Origin of the sequence: Marmoricola sp. RAF53, assembly GCF_052114005.1 — a bacterium.
Classification (GTDB): Bacteria; Actinomycetota; Actinomycetes; order Propionibacteriales; family Nocardioidaceae; genus Marmoricola.
The window spans coordinates 191622-204772 of the sequence record NZ_JBFRDX010000005.1; the positions used below are offsets into that span (position 1 = coordinate 191622).

Genomic DNA, 13151 nt, shown 5'->3' on the forward strand with positions numbered 1-13151 from the left:
GGCTCAGCCGCGCCTCACCTCGAGCACCCGGAACCCCTTGGCGCTGGCCACCTTCGCCGTCGGGAACCCCCGCTCGGTCAGCCACCCCGCCAGCGAGTCCGAGCCCAGGTTCTTGCCGACGACCAGCCGGGCGCGGCCGTCCGGCTCGAGCCTCGGCAGCCACGTCAGGAGGAGGTCGTGGAGGGCTTCCTTGCCGATCCGGATCGGCGGGTTCGACCAGATCTCGTCGTACGTCGCGTCGGGGTCGACCTGGTCCGGGAGCGACGCGGTGAACCGGTCCGCGACGCCGACCGCGGCGGCGTTCTCGTTGGCCAGCAGCAGGGCGCGCTCGTTGACGTCGACCGCGGTGACCACGCACTCCGGCACCGCGACGGCGACGGCCAGGCCGATCACGCCGTACCCGCAGCCGAGGTCGAGCACGCGCCGCGCGGACTCCGGCGGTGACTGCTCGCGGAGCAGCACGCCGGTGCCGATGTCGAGCCGGCCCTGCGCGAAGACGCCGGATCCGGTGGTCAGCTCGAGCCAGTGCCCCCAGACGTCTGCGCGCACCGGAACCCGCTTGAAGGGCGCCTTCGGGTCCGCGGTGAAGTAGTGCTCCTCGTCGGCCACGAGTCGAGGTTATCGAGTGCCCGAGCTTGCTCGTGGCCGAGTGGCCGAGAACTCGTTGACGAGCGGAGCGAGGATCATGGCCCCATCTTGCCGGGTCCCTCCCCCGGGACAGGCCCTAGGGTTGACGAGGTGAGCCCCGCCACGACCCCGCTGCCGATGATCGTCCTGTGCGCCCCGGACCACGCCGACGTGCTCCGCGAGCAGTTCGCCCGCTACGAGCGGGAGTACGACCTCCGGGTGACGGCAGGCTCGGGCGAGACCGCCGATCTGCTCGCGGGCGCCCGCGCCGGCGGCGTCCCGGTCGCGCTGGTGGTGACCGAGTCGCGGCTGCCCGACAGCGAGGTCCATCCCGCGCTGCACGTCTGGCGCACTGCACTGCCGACCGCGCGCCGGGTCGTGGCAGCCCACTGGGACCACTTCATGGCCGACGCGGACCTGCTCCGCTCGGGTCTCGCGACCGGGAAGTACGACGCGTACCTGCTGATGCCGCGGGGTCTGCGCGACGAGGAGTTCCACACCGCGATCACCGAGCTCCTCTCCGACTGGGGCTCGACGGTGGCGGTGCCCGAGGTCGCCGCGGCGGAGATCGTCAGCCCGGGCAGCGACCCGGTGGTGACCTCGATCCGGGACTACCTGGACCGGATGGGGATGCCGAGCGCGGTCGTGCACCCGGACTCGCAGCGCGGCCAGGAGCTCCTCGCCGGGTACGACGGACCCCTGGAGTTCCCGATCTTCAGCCGGTTGGGCCGGCCGCCCTTCGTGGCTCGCTCGGTGCGCGACGTGGCCTCGTTGATCTACGGGACGCCGGCCGACATCGAGGTCGACACCGTCGTCGACCTCGTCGTGCTGGGCGCCGGGCCGGCCGGTCTCGCGACGGCGGTGTACGGGTCCTCCGAGGGATTGTCGACCGTGGTGATCGAGTCCGAGGCGATCGGCGGCCAGGCGGGCACGAGCTCGATGATCCGCAACTACCTCGGCTTCCCGCGCGGCATCTCCGGCATGCGGCTGGCGCAGCGGGCCCGGAACCAGGCGATCCGGTTCGGCACCCGGTTCTTCACCGGCTGGCCGGTCACCGCGCTGGAACCCGGTGCCGACGGAGCCCCGCACGTCGTTCGCACCGAGGGTGGCGACGTCCACGCCCGGTCGGTGGTGATCTCGACCGGGGTCGACTACCGCCGGCTCGGCATCACCACGCTGGAGGAGCTGGTGGGCAACGGCGTCCACTACGGCGCCGCGGTCAGCGCGGCCCGCGAGCTGGAGGGCTACGACGTGGTCGTGGTCGGCGGCGGCAACTCCGCCGGGCAGGCCGCGATCCACCTCGCGCGGTTCGCGCGCTCGGTGACCATCATGATCCGGCGTCCCGACCTGAGCGCGACGATGTCGGACTACCTGATCCGCGAGATCGACTACAACCCCGCGATCCGGGTCCTGCCCTGCGCGCAGGTCGTCGACGGGGGCGGCGACGAGCGCCTGCAGTGGATCACGGTGCGCGACCTCAACACCGGCGAGGAGTCCCGCCGCGAGATCGGCGGCCTCTTCCTCCTGCTCGGCGCCGACCCCGGCTGCGGCTGGCTGCCCGACGACATCTGCCGCGACGAGCGCGGCTTCGTCCTCACCGGTCGTGACATCCCGAAGCACTTGTGGAAGGGCGGCACTCCCCCGGCGAACCTGGAGACCGCCGTCCCGGGCATCTTCGCCGCCGGCGACGTCCGTGGCGGCTCGATGAAGCGGGTCGCCGCGGCGAGCGGCGAGGGCGCCTCGGTAGTCCCCCTGGTGCACGCCTACCTCGACGCGGGCGCGTAGTCGCTCAGTCCTCGGTCTGCTTGGCCCAGAGATTGATCCCGGAGTCCACCGCGTGGCGGTCGATCTCGGCGAGCTCGGCGTCGGTCAGCGGCGGTCCGTGGAGGGCGTCCAGGTTGGTGTCGAGCTGCTCGACGGAGGAGGCGCCGATCACCGCGGAGGTGATCCGGGCGTCGCGCAAGCACCACTGCAGCGCGAGCTGCGCCAGCTTCTGCCCGCGCGCCACCGCGATCGCGTTCAGCGCGCGGACCCGCTCCAGGACGTCGTCGGAGAGCCCGGCCAGCGTCGAGTCCGCCCGCGCCGCGCGCGAGTCCGCCGGCACCCCGTCGAGGTAGCGGTCGGTGAGCAGCCCCTGGGCCAGCGCCGTGAACACGATGCAGCCCATCCCCTGGTCCTCCAGCTCGTCAAGCAGGTCGGTCTCGATCCAGCGGTTCAGCATCGAGTACGACGGCTGGTGGATGAGCAGCGGCGTGCCCAGGTCGCGAGCGATCGCCGCCGCCTCCGAGGTCTTCGCCGCCGAGTACGACGAGATGCCGGCGTACAGGGCCTTGCCGGAGCGGACCGCCCGGTCGAGCGCCATCATCGTCTCCTCGACCGGCGTCTCCGGGTCGAAGCGGTGGCTGTAGAAGATGTCGACGTACTCCAGGCCCATCCGGCGCAGCGACTGGTCCAGCGAGGCCAGCACGTACTTCCGCGACCCGCCGCCCTGGCCGTACGGCCCGGGCCACATGTCCCAGCCGGCCTTGGTCGAGATGATCAGCTCGTCGCGGTACGGCGCGAAGTCGTCGCGCAGGTAGCGGCCGAAGTTCTCCTCCGCCCGCCCGTACGGCGGCCCGTAGTTGTTCGCCAGGTCGAAGTGCGTCACGCCGCGGTCGAAGGCCCGTCGCAGGATCGCCCGCTGGGTCTCCTCGGACCGGTCGGTGCCGAAGTTCTGCCAGAGTCCGAGCGAGAGTGCCGGCAGCTTCAGCCCGCTCCGCCCGGTGGATCGGTACTCCATGTCGTCGTAGCGGCCCGGCGCGGCGTCGTAGCTCATCCCCCCACCCTGCCTCACTGAACCCGGAGGAGGCGAGGTCACCCGTCCTCGGTACGCCGGGCCCGGGTCGTCCCGGCCCGCGCCGCGAGTTCCTGGTCGGCGGGGTAGCCGACCTCCTCCAGGGTGAGCCCGTGCGGGTGCACCACGGTGACCGCGCCGTCGCGGGCCTTCGCGGCGAGGACGTCGGCGGCCCAGCCCGGCTCGCGGCGTCCCTCACCGACGGCGAGCATGCAGCCGACGAGCGAGCGCACCATGTTGTGGCAGAACGCGTCGGCGCGGACGGTCGCCGTGGCGATCCCGCCGACCCGCTCCCAGTGCAGCTCGGTCAGCACCCGGATCGTGGTGGCGCCCTCACGGCGCTTGCAGAAGGACGCGAAGTCGTGGTGCCCGACCAGCGCGGCCGCGGCGGCGTTCATCGCGTCCAGGTCGAGCTCGCGCGGCCAGGCGAGCACGTGACCGCGGGTGAGCGGGTCGACGAGCCCGGGCCGGTCGGCGACCCGGTAGGCGTAGCGCCGCCACAGCGGGCTGAACCGGGCATCGAACCCGTCCGGCGCGACCGAGACCCGGTGCAGCCGCACGTCGGGGTCCAGGACGCCGTTGACCCGGCGCAGCAACGCGCCGCACGGGTCCTCGGCATCCCGACCCGCCGCCGCGAGCAGGACCTGCTCGTCGACGTCGAGGTGGGCGACCTGCCCGCGGGCGTGCACCCCGGTGTCGGTGCGCCCCGCGACGGTGAGCTGGTTGCCGCCGGCCCGGAGCACGGTGTCGAGCGCCTGCTCGATCTCCCCCTGGACCGTGCGGAGCGTCGGTTGCCGGGCCCATCCGTGGAAGGCGGTCCCGTCGTAGGCGAGGTCGATCCGGAGGCGCACGGCGCCAGTCTGTCAGGTCCGTCCGGCCGGTTGGCCGCGCGGGCGCTGCGCCTCGACGTCCACCAGGAACGGCACGAGCCCGCCACCCCAGCGGGGTGACGGGCTCGCGTCAGCGTGTCCGTGAAGGACCGGGGGCTCAGGCCTCCGGCTTCTCCTCGGCGTCGGCCTCGGCAGCGGGCTCCTCGGCGGCAGCCTCCTCGGCGACCTCCTCGGTGACCTCGGCCTCGGCGGCCTCGGGGGCCTCCTCGACGGTCTCGTCGGCGACGGTCTCCTCGACCGGAGCCTCCTCAGCCTTCGGAGCAGCCGGAGCGGCCTTCTCCTTCTTCGGCTTCGCCGGGGCCGGGGTGTAGGCCTCGGTGACGAGCTCGATCACGGCCATCGGCGCGTTGTCGCCCTTGCGGGGACCGATCTTGGTGATCCGGGTGTAGCCACCGGGACGCTCCGCGAAGGTCGGGGCGATCTCGGTGAACAGGACGTGCACGACCGACTTGTCGCGGACGGTCTTGAGGACCTCGCGACGGTTGTGCAGGTCGCCCTTCTTCGCCTTGGTGATCAGCTTCTCGGCGAGCGGCCGCAGCGTGCGGGCCTTCGCCTCGGTGGTGGTGATCCGACCGTGCTCGAACAGGGCGGTGGCCAGGTTCGACAGGATCAGGCGCTGGTGGGCCGGGCTGCCGCCGAGGCGGGCGCCCTTCTTGGGAGTAGGCATTCTGCTTCTCTCGATTCTCCCGAGCCGTATCAGGTACTCGGATAGATGGAACTGGTGGAGGTCCCGCCCGCCGGCTCAGCCGACGGGCGCGACCACCGATGTCAGTACTGCTCGTCCTCGACGAACGAGTCGTCGTCGTCCTCGTACGCCGCCAGCGCAGCGGTCGGGTCGAAGCCGGGCGCGCTGTCCTTGAGGGCCAGGCCCATCTCGACCAGCTTGGCCTTGACCTCGTCGATCGACTTCGCACCGAAGTTGCGGATGTCGAGCAGGTCCTGCTCCGAGCGCGCCACGAGCTCGCCCACGGTGTGGATGCCCTCGCGCTTGAGGCAGTTGTAGGACCGGACGGTCAGGCTCAGGTCCTCGACCGGCATGGCCAGGTCCTGGGCCAGCTGCTCGTCCACCGGGGACGGGCCGATGTCGATGCCCTCGGCCTCGACGTTGAGCTCACGGGCCAGGCCGAAGAGCTCGACCAGGGTCTTGCCGGCCGACGCGATCGCGTCGCGCGGCCGGATCGAGGCCTTGGTCTCGACGTCGATGACCAGCTTGTCGAAGTCCGTGCGCTGCTCGACACGGGTCGCCTCGACCTTGTAGGTCACCTTGAGCACGGGCGAGTAGATCGAGTCGACCGGCATCCGGCCGATCTCGTTGTCCGCACCCTTGTTCTGGACCGCGCTGACGTAACCGCGACCGCGCTCGACGACCAGCTCCATCTCGAGCTTGCCCTTGTCGTTCAGGGTGGCGATCTTCAGGTCCGGGTTGTGCACCTCGACACCGGCCGGGGGCGCGATGTCGGCGGCGGTGACGTCACCGGCGCCCTGCTTGCGCAGGTACATGGTGACCGGCTCGTCGTGCTCCGAGGAGACGACGAGGCCCTTGAGGTTGAGGATGATCTCCGTGACGTCTTCCTTGACGCCCTCGATCGTGGAGAACTCGTGCAGAGCCGTGTCCACCTTGATGCTCGTGACCGAGGCACCGGGAATCGAGGAGAGCAGGGTCCGCCGCAGCGAGTTGCCGAGCGTGTAGCCGAAGCCGGGCTCCAGCGGTTCGATCACGAACCGCGAGCGGAACTCGTCGACGACCTCTTCCGACAGGGTCGGGCGCTGTGCGATGAGCACTGGTGATTTCCTTTCCGAGCCCACCCTCTATTTGACGGGCTCGAACTCACTGTGGGGCGGGATTACTTCTTGGAGTAGTACTCGACGATGAGCTGTTCCTGAACGGGCAGCTCGATCTGGGCGCGCACCGGGATGGAGTGCACCAGGATCCGCATCCGACTCGGGATGGCCTCGAGCCACGCCGGGACGATCCGCTCGCCGTGGGTCTCGCGAGCCACGATGAACGGGGTCATCTCCAGGCTCTTCTCCCGGACGTCGATGACGTCGTGGGCCGAGACCTGGTACGACGGGATGTCGACCTTGATGCCGTTGACCCGGAAGTGGCCGTGGACGACCAGCTGGCGGGCGTGGCGACGGGTGCGGGCGAAGCCGGCCCGGTAGACCACGTTGTCGAGGCGGCACTCGAGCAGCTGCAGCAGGTTGTCACCCGTCTTGCCAGCGCGGCGCGAGGCCTCCTTGTAGTAGTTGTGGAACTGCTTCTCCATCACGCCGTAGGTGAAGCGGGCCTTCTGCTTCTCCTGCAGCTGGTTGCGGTACTCGCTCTCCTTGACGCGGGCGCGACCGTGCTGGCCGGGCGCGTAGGGGCGCTTCTCGAACGCGGCGTCACCGCCGACGAGGTCGACACCGAGACGGCGCGACTTCTTGGTCATGGGACCGGTGTAGCGGGCCATGTTTCAGAACTCCTTCAGGTCTCGGGGTCAGACGCGCCGGCGCTTGGGCGGGCGGCAACCGTTGTGGGGGGTGGGGGTGACGTCCTGGATGGTGCCGACCTCGAGGCCGATGGCACCGAGCGAACGGATCGCGGTCTCACGACCGGAACCCGGGCCCTTGACGAAGACGTCGATCTTCTTCATGCCGTGGTCCATCGCACGACGACCGGCGGCCTCGGCGGCCATCTGGGCGGCGTACGGGGTGGACTTGCGCGAGCCCTTGAAGCCGACGGTGCCGGCAGAGGCCCACGAGATCACCGCACCGGTCGGGTCGGTGATCGTGACGATGGTGTTGTTGAACGTGCTCTTGATGTGGGCTTCGCCCTGAGCGACGTTCTTCTTCTCCTTGCGACGCACCTTCTTGGCGCCGGCCGCTGCGCGGCTCTTGGGAGGCATTCAGTACTCCTGTGTTTGCTGGAAGCTGGTGATCGAGCGAAGAAAGCAGTGACGCGTCGTCAGACGCAGGTCACTTGGCCTTCTTCTTGCCGGCGACGGTCCGCTTCGGGCCCTTGCGGGTACGAGCGTTGGTCTTGGTGCGCTGACCGCGGACCGGGAGGCCCATGCGGTGGCGGCGACCCTGGTAGCTGCCGATCTCGATCTTCCGGCGGATGTCGGCCTGGACCTCGCGACGGAGGTCACCCTCGATCTTGAAGTTGGCTTCGATCTCGTCACGGAGCTTGACCAGCTCCTCGTCACCCAGCGTGTGGACGCGCGCGTTCGGGTCGACCCCGGTGGCGGCGAGCAGCTGCTGAGCGCGGGTACGGCCGATGCCGTAGATGTAGGTAAGTGCGATCTCGATGCGCTTGTCGCGCGGGAGGTCAACACCAACAAGGCGTGCCATTTCAGGCCCTCTCTGTGAAGGACGGGTGCCCTTCGGTTGGTTCACGGTGGTCTGGTCGTGTCGCGTCCGGGGTGAGCGTCCCCAGCTCCGGCCATCCGTTCCGGAGGTGGTTCACCGCCTGCGGCGGCTAAGCGATCACGTTGTCTTGGTATTCAGTTGTTCCACGCTGGTCGAGGTGCGAGGCACGAGCCTCGAAACCTCAGCCCTGGCGCTGCTTGTGGCGCGGGTTCTCGCAGATCACCATGACGCGGCCGTGGCGACGGATCACCTTGCACTTGTCACAGATCGGCTTGACGCTCGGGTTGACCTTCATGTCAGCCCTTTCGTTGCTAGTTCGGCTGGGTCACTTGTACCGGTAGACGATCCGACCCCGCGTGAGGTCGTACGGCGAGAGCTCCACCACCACGCGGTCCTCGGGGAGGATCCGGATGTAGTGCTGACGCATCTTGCCGCTGATGTGGGCGAGCACCTTGTGTCCGTTGGTCAGCTCGACCCGGAACATGGCGTTCGGCAGGGCCTCCACGACGGAGCCCTCCATTTCGATCACGCCTTCTTTCTTCGGCATGTCCTCCACAATCTGTTGGATCGATGTCTACCGTTGGCCCGGGAACCGCCCGGGCGCCCCGCGAGGGACGACCGGTGGACCTCACGGATCTGCTGCATGGCCCTCATTTCCCCGCACAGACGCGCGCGCGAAAGGATCGCGGGAGCAGATGTCCGGGCAGCCGTCAGGCACCACAAAACAGACCCGTGTTGGGCCGACTCGCAAGTCTACGGACCGGGCGCTGAAATCACCAATCGAGGGCGGGTCGCCCAGGTGTGAAACGGGTCATTGCCGACGAAACGGGATCTGTCGCCCTGTTTCAGTGGCCGCCGTACGGGACGCCGAGCTCCTCGAGCCTGGCCTTGCCGCCGTCGATCGCGGTGAGGATCCACGGGCCGTCCGGGGTGAGCGTGAAGGTGTGCTCGAAGTGCGCGGCCCAGCTGGCGTCGGTGGTGACGATCGTCCAGTCGTCCTCCGCCACCAGGGTGTGCTTGCTGCCGAGGGTGACCATCGGCTCGACGGCGAGCGCCATCCCCCGGACCAGCTTCTCGCCGCGGCCGGGGCGGCCGTAGTTCGGCACGTTCGGCGCCATGTGCATCTCGGTGCCGATGCCGTGGCCGGTGTAGTCCTCGAGGATGCCGTAATCGCCGTGCGCGCGGACGTGCTGCTCGACGGCGTGGGAGATGTCGGTGACCCTGCCACCGAGGCGTGCGGCCGCGAAGCCGGCCCAGAGCGCGCCCTCGGTGACGTCCATCAGCGTCTGCACCTCGGGGCGGATCTCGCCGACCGCGACGGTGATCGCGGCGTCGCCGTGCCAGCCGTCGACGATCGCGCCGCAGTCGATGGAGATGACGTCGCCCTCGGCGAGCACCCGGTCCCCCGGGATCCCGTGGACGACCTCGTCGTTCACCGAGGCGCAGATGGTGGCCGGGAACGGCGGGTGGCCGTAGCCCAGGAACGACGGCACGCCGCCGCCGGCCCGGATGTTCTGCTCCGCGATCGCGTCCAGCTCCCCCGTGCTGATGCCCGGGCGCACCGAGGCGCGCAGCAGCTCGAGCGTCTCGCCGACCAGCAGGCCGGCGACCCGCATCCTGTCGATCTGCTCGGGCGTCTTGATCTCGACACCGCGGCCGAAGATGCCCATGAGGTGCGTCAGCTCTGCTCGACGGAGGACAGCGCGGAGAAGATCCGCTCCGTGACCTCCTCGATCTCACCGAGGCCATCGACCTCGACGAGCAGACCGCGGTCCCGGTAGACCTCGATCAGGGGCTCGGTCTGCTCGGCGTAGACCTCCTGGCGCCGGCGGATCACGTCTTCGGTGTCGTCCGCCCGGCCCTCGACCTTCGCGCGCTGCAGCAGCCGCTCGACCAGCTCGTCCTGGTTCACGGTGAGCACCACGACCGCGTCGAGCTTGTGGCCGGTGAACGAGATCATCCCGTCCAGCTCCTCGACCTGCGCGAGCGTGCGCGGGTAGCCGTCGAGCAGGAAGCCGGGGGCCGCGTCGTCCTCGTCGATCCGGTTGCGGACCATGTGGTTGGTGACCTCGTCGGGCACGTACTCGCCGGCGTCCATGTAGCGCTTCGCCTCGACACCGAGCTCGGTGCCCTGCGAGACGTTCTCCCGGAAGATGTCCCCGGTCGAGATCGCGGGGATGCCGAACTTGGCGGCGACGTACTTCGCCTGGGTGCCCTTGCCGGCACCCGGGGGGCCCATCAGGATCATTCTCATCGCAGGAAGCCTTCGTAGTTGCGCTGCTGCAACTGGCTCTCGATCTGCTTCACCGTGTCGAGCGCGACGCCGACCATGATGAGCAGGGAGGTGCCCCCGAACGGGAAGTTCTGGTTGGCGTTGACCAGGACCAGCGCGACCAGCGGGATCAGTGCGATCGCGGTCAGGTAGAGCGCGCCGGGCAGCGTGATGCGGGACAGGACGTAGTTGAGGTATTCCTCAGTCGGCTTGCCTGCCCGGATCCCGGGGATGAAGCCTCCGTACTGCTTCATGTTGTCGGCGACCTCTTGCGGGTTGAAGGTGATCGCGACGTAGAAGTACGTGAAGAAGATGATGAGCAGGGCGTACAGCGCCATGTAGAGCGGGTGGTCGCCCTTGACCAGGTGGTTGGAGACCCAGCCCAGGATCTCGGAGTTGGAGTTCTGGTTGAACTGGACCGCCATCGCCGGCAGGTAGAGCAGGCTGGAGGCGAAGATGACCGGGATGACGCCGGCCTGGTTCACCTTGAGCGGGATGTAGGTCGAGGAGCCGCCGAACATCTTGCGGCCGACCATGCGGCGGGCGTACTGCACCGGGATCCGGCGTTGCGCCTGTTCGATGAAGACGACCGCGGCGACGACCACCAGGCCCATCAGGATGACGCCGGCGAAGACCCACGGGCCGCGAGCCTTCTGGACGTTCCAGAGCGCGACCGGGAAGGTCGCCACGACCTGGGTGAAGATCAGGATCGACATGCCGTTGCCGATGCCGCGGTCGGTCACGAGCTCGCCGAGCCACATGATCACCGCGGTGCCGGCGGTCATGGTGATCACCATGATCGCGGCGGTCTGGAAGTCGTTGTCGTAGAGCAGCGGGTCGTTGCAGCCCTGGAGGAGCTTGCCCGACCGGGCCAGCGCCACGATGCCGGTTGCCTGCAGGATCGCCAGCGCCAGGGTGACGTACCGGGTGTACTGGGTGATCTTCGCCTGGCCGGACTGTCCCTCCTTCTTGAGGGTCTCCAGCCGCGGGATCACGACCACGAGCAGCTGCAGGATGATGCTCGCCGTGATGTACGGCATGATCCCGAGCGCGAAGATGGTCAGCTGGAGCAGCGCACCGCCGGAGAAGAGGTTGATCAGACCGTAGATGCTGTTGTTGCTGAGCTGGTCGAAGCAGCCCTGCACGTTCGCCACGTTCACGCCCGGCGCGGGGATCTGCGACCCCAGCCGGAAGAGGGCAATGATCAGCAGCACAAACAGCAGCTTCTTGCGCAGGTCCGGCGTCCGGAACGCGTTGGCGAAGGCGCCTAGCACGTGAAACCTCTTCTCGATCTGATCATCGGGGACGGCCCGCAGCGAGTGCCGCACGAACGGCAGCACTCGGGAGCCTCCGGAAGCCTAACAGGGCTGGGGAGCGCCGCGAGACGTTCCCCCAGGTCCCTGGGCCGGAACCTTCGGTGACGTGCGGGATTCGCCGCACGTCGGTCGTGCCAGGAAGCAGATCAGGGCAGTGGGACCACCGTGACGGTGGCCCACTGCCCTGATCGGAGCGTTCTGCTCAGAGCTCGGTCGCGGTGCCGCCGGCAGCCGCGATCTTCTCCTTGGCCGAGGCCGAGAACTTGTCGACCGTGACCTGGACGGCGACGGAGATGTCACCCTCGCCCAGGACCTTGACCGGCTGGCCCTTGCGAACCGCGCCCTTGGCGACGAGGTCCGCGACCGTGATCTCGCCACCGTCGGGGAAGAGCTTCCCGATGCGGTCGAGGTTCACGACCTGGAACTCCACCTTGAACGGGTTCCGGAAGCCCTTGAGCTTCGGGAGCCGCATGTGGATCGGCATCTGGCCACCCTCGAAGGCGACCGGAACCTGGTAGCGAGCCTTGGTTCCCTTGGTACCACGGCCCGCGGTCTTGCCCTTGGAGCCCTCACCACGACCCACGCGGGTCTTGGCGGTCTTGGCACCGGGGGCCGGACGCAGGTGGTGCAGCTTCAGCGCGCCCATGTCAGTCAACCTCCTCGACCGTCACCAGGTGACGGACGGTGTGGACCATGCCCCGGAACTCCGGGCGGTCCTCCTTGATGACCACATCGTTGATCCGCTTGAGACCCAGCGAGCGCAGGGTGTCGCGCTGGTTCTGCTTGAGACCGATGAGGCCCTTGTTCTGCGTGACCTTGAGGTGACCCATCAGACCGTCACCTCCGCGGCGGCGGCGATGCCCTCGGCACGCGCCCGCAGCAGGGCAGCCGGGGCGACGTCCTCGACGGCCAGACCACGACGGGCGGCCACGGCCTCGGGCTCCTCCAGCATCTTCAGCGCCTCGACGGTCGCGTGAACGATGTTGATCTGGTTCGACGAGCCGAGCGACTTGCTCAGGACGTCGTGGATGCCCGCGCACTCGAGAACCGCACGCACCGGGCCACCGGCGATGACACCGGTACCGGGGGCAGCCGGACGCAGCAGCACGACGCCGGCGGCCTTCTCGCCCTGGACCGGGTGCGGGATCGTGCCCTGGACGCGCGGGACGCGGAAGAAGTGCTTCTTCGCCTCCTCGACGCCCTTGGCGATCGCCGCGGGAACTTCCTTGGCCTTGCCGTAGCCGACGCCGACCAGACCGTCGCCGTCGCCCACGATCACCAGGGCGGTGAAGCTGAAGCGACGACCACCCTTGACGACCTTGGCGACACGGTTGATCGCGACGACCCGCTCGATGTAGGCGGTCTTGTCGGCGTTGTCACGGCCACCGCGATTGTCGCGGCCTCCACGACGGTCGCCGCCGGCGCGCTGTCCGCGCTGGGCTCCGCTCATGAGATCTACCTCTTCCTTGTCTTCGCGATCAGAAGGTCAGTCCACCCTCGCGGGCAGCGTCCGCGAGGGCCGCGACGCGACCGTGGTACTTGTTGCCGGCGCGGTCGAAGACCACACCCTCGACACCCGCGGCCTTGGCACGCTCGGCGACGAGCTCGCCGACGCGCTTCGCCTTGGCCGTCTTGTCGCCGTCGAACGTGCGCAGGTCGGCCTCCATGGTGGAGGCGTAGGCCAGCGTCTTGCCGGCCAGGTCGTCGACGACCTGGACGGTGATGTGCTTCGACGAGCGGGTCACGACCAGGCGCGGACGCTCGGTGGTGCCGTGGATCCTCTTGCGGCCACGCATCTGGCGACGCAGGCGCGACGCCGTCCGACCGGCGGTGTGCTTGTTGTGCTTCAGGGAGATCGCCAT

18 protein-coding genes are annotated in these 13151 nt (G+C 69.1%); 1 reads left to right on the top strand and 17 read right to left on the bottom strand.

What is annotated here, in order from left to right; translation table 11 throughout:
* Positions 1 to 3 precede the first annotated feature (3 nt).
* Entirely contained in the window at positions 4 to 609 is a 606-nt protein-coding gene (locus tag AB4Y76_RS06370; protein WP_441923293.1) for a class I SAM-dependent methyltransferase, read from the bottom strand.
* 129 nt (positions 610 to 738) lie between these two features.
* Here AB4Y76_RS06370 and AB4Y76_RS06375 point away from each other — a divergent pair, with 129 nt between their 5' ends.
* Complete coding sequence (locus AB4Y76_RS06375; RefSeq protein ID WP_441923295.1) at positions 739 to 2412, top strand: FAD-dependent oxidoreductase; 1674 nt, start codon at positions 739 to 741, stop codon at positions 2410 to 2412.
* Positions 2413 to 2416: 4 nt separating this feature from the next.
* Here the strand turns inward: AB4Y76_RS06375 and mgrA are convergent, their stop codons facing one another.
* The 16 genes from mgrA to rplR form a co-directional block, all read right to left on the bottom strand.
* On the bottom strand, positions 2417 to 3442 hold the full coding sequence (gene mgrA / locus AB4Y76_RS06380; protein WP_441923297.1) for an L-glyceraldehyde 3-phosphate reductase: 1026 nt from the start codon (positions 3440 to 3442) through the stop codon (positions 2417 to 2419).
* A gap of 38 nt (positions 3443 to 3480) precedes the next feature.
* Positions 3481 to 4311, bottom strand: a complete 831-nt coding sequence (truA, locus tag AB4Y76_RS06385) for a tRNA pseudouridine(38-40) synthase TruA (RefSeq protein WP_441923299.1) — start codon at positions 4309 to 4311, stop codon at positions 3481 to 3483.
* Between the two features lie 136 nt (positions 4312 to 4447).
* Positions 4448 to 5017, bottom strand: coding sequence for a 50S ribosomal protein L17 (gene rplQ / locus AB4Y76_RS06390; protein ID WP_441923301.1), 570 nt, complete (start codon positions 5015 to 5017; stop codon positions 4448 to 4450).
* 101 nt (positions 5018 to 5118) lie between these two features.
* Positions 5119 to 6132, bottom strand: a complete 1014-nt coding sequence (locus tag AB4Y76_RS06395) for a DNA-directed RNA polymerase subunit alpha (protein WP_441923303.1) — start codon at positions 6130 to 6132, stop codon at positions 5119 to 5121.
* Positions 6133 to 6194: 62 nt separating this feature from the next.
* Entirely contained in the window at positions 6195 to 6803 is a 609-nt protein-coding gene (gene rpsD / locus AB4Y76_RS06400; protein WP_441923305.1) for a 30S ribosomal protein S4, read from the bottom strand.
* A gap of 27 nt (positions 6804 to 6830) precedes the next feature.
* Positions 6831 to 7238: a 30S ribosomal protein S11 gene (gene rpsK / locus AB4Y76_RS06405; protein WP_056862096.1), complete on the bottom strand. Its 408-nt coding sequence runs from the start codon at positions 7236 to 7238 to the stop codon at positions 6831 to 6833.
* 70 nt (positions 7239 to 7308) lie between these two features.
* Complete coding sequence (rpsM, locus tag AB4Y76_RS06410) at positions 7309 to 7683, bottom strand: 30S ribosomal protein S13 (protein WP_056599771.1); 375 nt, start codon at positions 7681 to 7683, stop codon at positions 7309 to 7311.
* Between the two features lie 199 nt (positions 7684 to 7882).
* The gene (rpmJ, locus tag AB4Y76_RS06415; protein ID WP_004008316.1) at positions 7883 to 7996 is read right to left on the bottom strand and encodes a 50S ribosomal protein L36; all 114 of its coding nucleotides are present in this window, start codon (positions 7994 to 7996) and stop codon (positions 7883 to 7885) included.
* 30 nt (positions 7997 to 8026) lie between these two features.
* Positions 8027 to 8248, bottom strand: coding sequence for a translation initiation factor IF-1 (infA, locus tag AB4Y76_RS06420; protein ID WP_027860491.1), 222 nt, complete (start codon positions 8246 to 8248; stop codon positions 8027 to 8029).
* A gap of 298 nt (positions 8249 to 8546) precedes the next feature.
* On the bottom strand, positions 8547 to 9365 hold the full coding sequence (gene map / locus AB4Y76_RS06425; RefSeq protein WP_441923490.1) for a type I methionyl aminopeptidase: 819 nt from the start codon (positions 9363 to 9365) through the stop codon (positions 8547 to 8549).
* A 14-nt stretch (positions 9366 to 9379) separates the two neighbouring features.
* Positions 9380 to 9955: an adenylate kinase gene (locus tag AB4Y76_RS06430; RefSeq protein ID WP_441923311.1), complete on the bottom strand. Its 576-nt coding sequence runs from the start codon at positions 9953 to 9955 to the stop codon at positions 9380 to 9382.
* Complete coding sequence (gene secY, locus AB4Y76_RS06435; RefSeq protein WP_441923313.1) at positions 9952 to 11247, bottom strand: preprotein translocase subunit SecY; 1296 nt, start codon at positions 11245 to 11247, stop codon at positions 9952 to 9954. The genes AB4Y76_RS06430 and secY overlap by 4 nt, the downstream gene beginning before the upstream one ends.
* A 244-nt stretch (positions 11248 to 11491) precedes the next feature.
* Positions 11492 to 11935: a 50S ribosomal protein L15 gene (gene rplO, locus AB4Y76_RS06440; RefSeq protein WP_441923315.1), complete on the bottom strand. Its 444-nt coding sequence runs from the start codon at positions 11933 to 11935 to the stop codon at positions 11492 to 11494.
* A 1-nt stretch (position 11936) separates the two neighbouring features.
* Positions 11937 to 12119 (bottom strand): 50S ribosomal protein L30, encoded by a 183-nt coding sequence (gene rpmD, locus AB4Y76_RS06445; protein ID WP_441923317.1) that lies wholly within the window; start codon positions 12117 to 12119, stop codon positions 11937 to 11939.
* Entirely contained in the window at positions 12119 to 12739 is a 621-nt protein-coding gene (gene rpsE / locus AB4Y76_RS06450; RefSeq protein ID WP_441923318.1) for a 30S ribosomal protein S5, read from the bottom strand. Before rpsE ends, rpmD begins: the two co-directional genes overlap by 1 nt.
* 28 nt (positions 12740 to 12767) lie before the next feature.
* The gene (gene rplR, locus AB4Y76_RS06455) at positions 12768 to 13151 is read right to left on the bottom strand and encodes a 50S ribosomal protein L18 (RefSeq protein WP_441923320.1); all 384 of its coding nucleotides are present in this window, start codon (positions 13149 to 13151) and stop codon (positions 12768 to 12770) included.

Bases quoted from the DNA above. Each gene is read 5' to 3' on its own strand.
- mgrA (WP_441923297.1), bottom strand. From the start codon at position 3,442: ATGAGCTACGACGCCGCGCCGGGCCGCTACGACGACATGGAGTACCGA.
- rplQ (WP_441923301.1), bottom strand. From the start codon at position 5,017: ATGCCTACTCCCAAGAAGGGCGCCCGCCTCGGCGGCAGCCCGGCCCAC.
- rpsD (WP_441923305.1), bottom strand. From the start codon at position 6,803: ATGGCCCGCTACACCGGTCCCATGACCAAGAAGTCGCGCCGTCTCGGT.
- rpsK (WP_056862096.1), bottom strand. From the start codon at position 7,238: ATGCCTCCCAAGAGCCGCGCAGCGGCCGGCGCCAAGAAGGTGCGTCGC.
- rpsM (WP_056599771.1), bottom strand. From the start codon at position 7,683: ATGGCACGCCTTGTTGGTGTTGACCTCCCGCGCGACAAGCGCATCGAG.
- rpmJ (WP_004008316.1), bottom strand. From the start codon at position 7,996: ATGAAGGTCAACCCGAGCGTCAAGCCGATCTGTGACAAGTGCAAGGTG.
- infA (WP_027860491.1), bottom strand. From the start codon at position 8,248: ATGCCGAAGAAAGAAGGCGTGATCGAAATGGAGGGCTCCGTCGTGGAG.
- AB4Y76_RS06430 (WP_441923311.1), bottom strand. From the start codon at position 9,955: ATGAGAATGATCCTGATGGGCCCCCCGGGTGCCGGCAAGGGCACCCAG.
- rplO (WP_441923315.1), bottom strand. From the start codon at position 11,935: ATGGGCGCGCTGAAGCTGCACCACCTGCGTCCGGCCCCCGGTGCCAAG.
- rpmD (WP_441923317.1), bottom strand. From the start codon at position 12,119: ATGGGTCACCTCAAGGTCACGCAGAACAAGGGCCTCATCGGTCTCAAG.
- rpsE (WP_441923318.1), bottom strand. From the start codon at position 12,739: ATGAGCGGAGCCCAGCGCGGACAGCGCGCCGGCGGCGACCGTCGTGGA.
- rplR (WP_441923320.1), bottom strand. From the start codon at position 13,151: ATGGCGATCTCCCTGAAGCACAACAAGCACACCGCCGGTCGGACGGCG.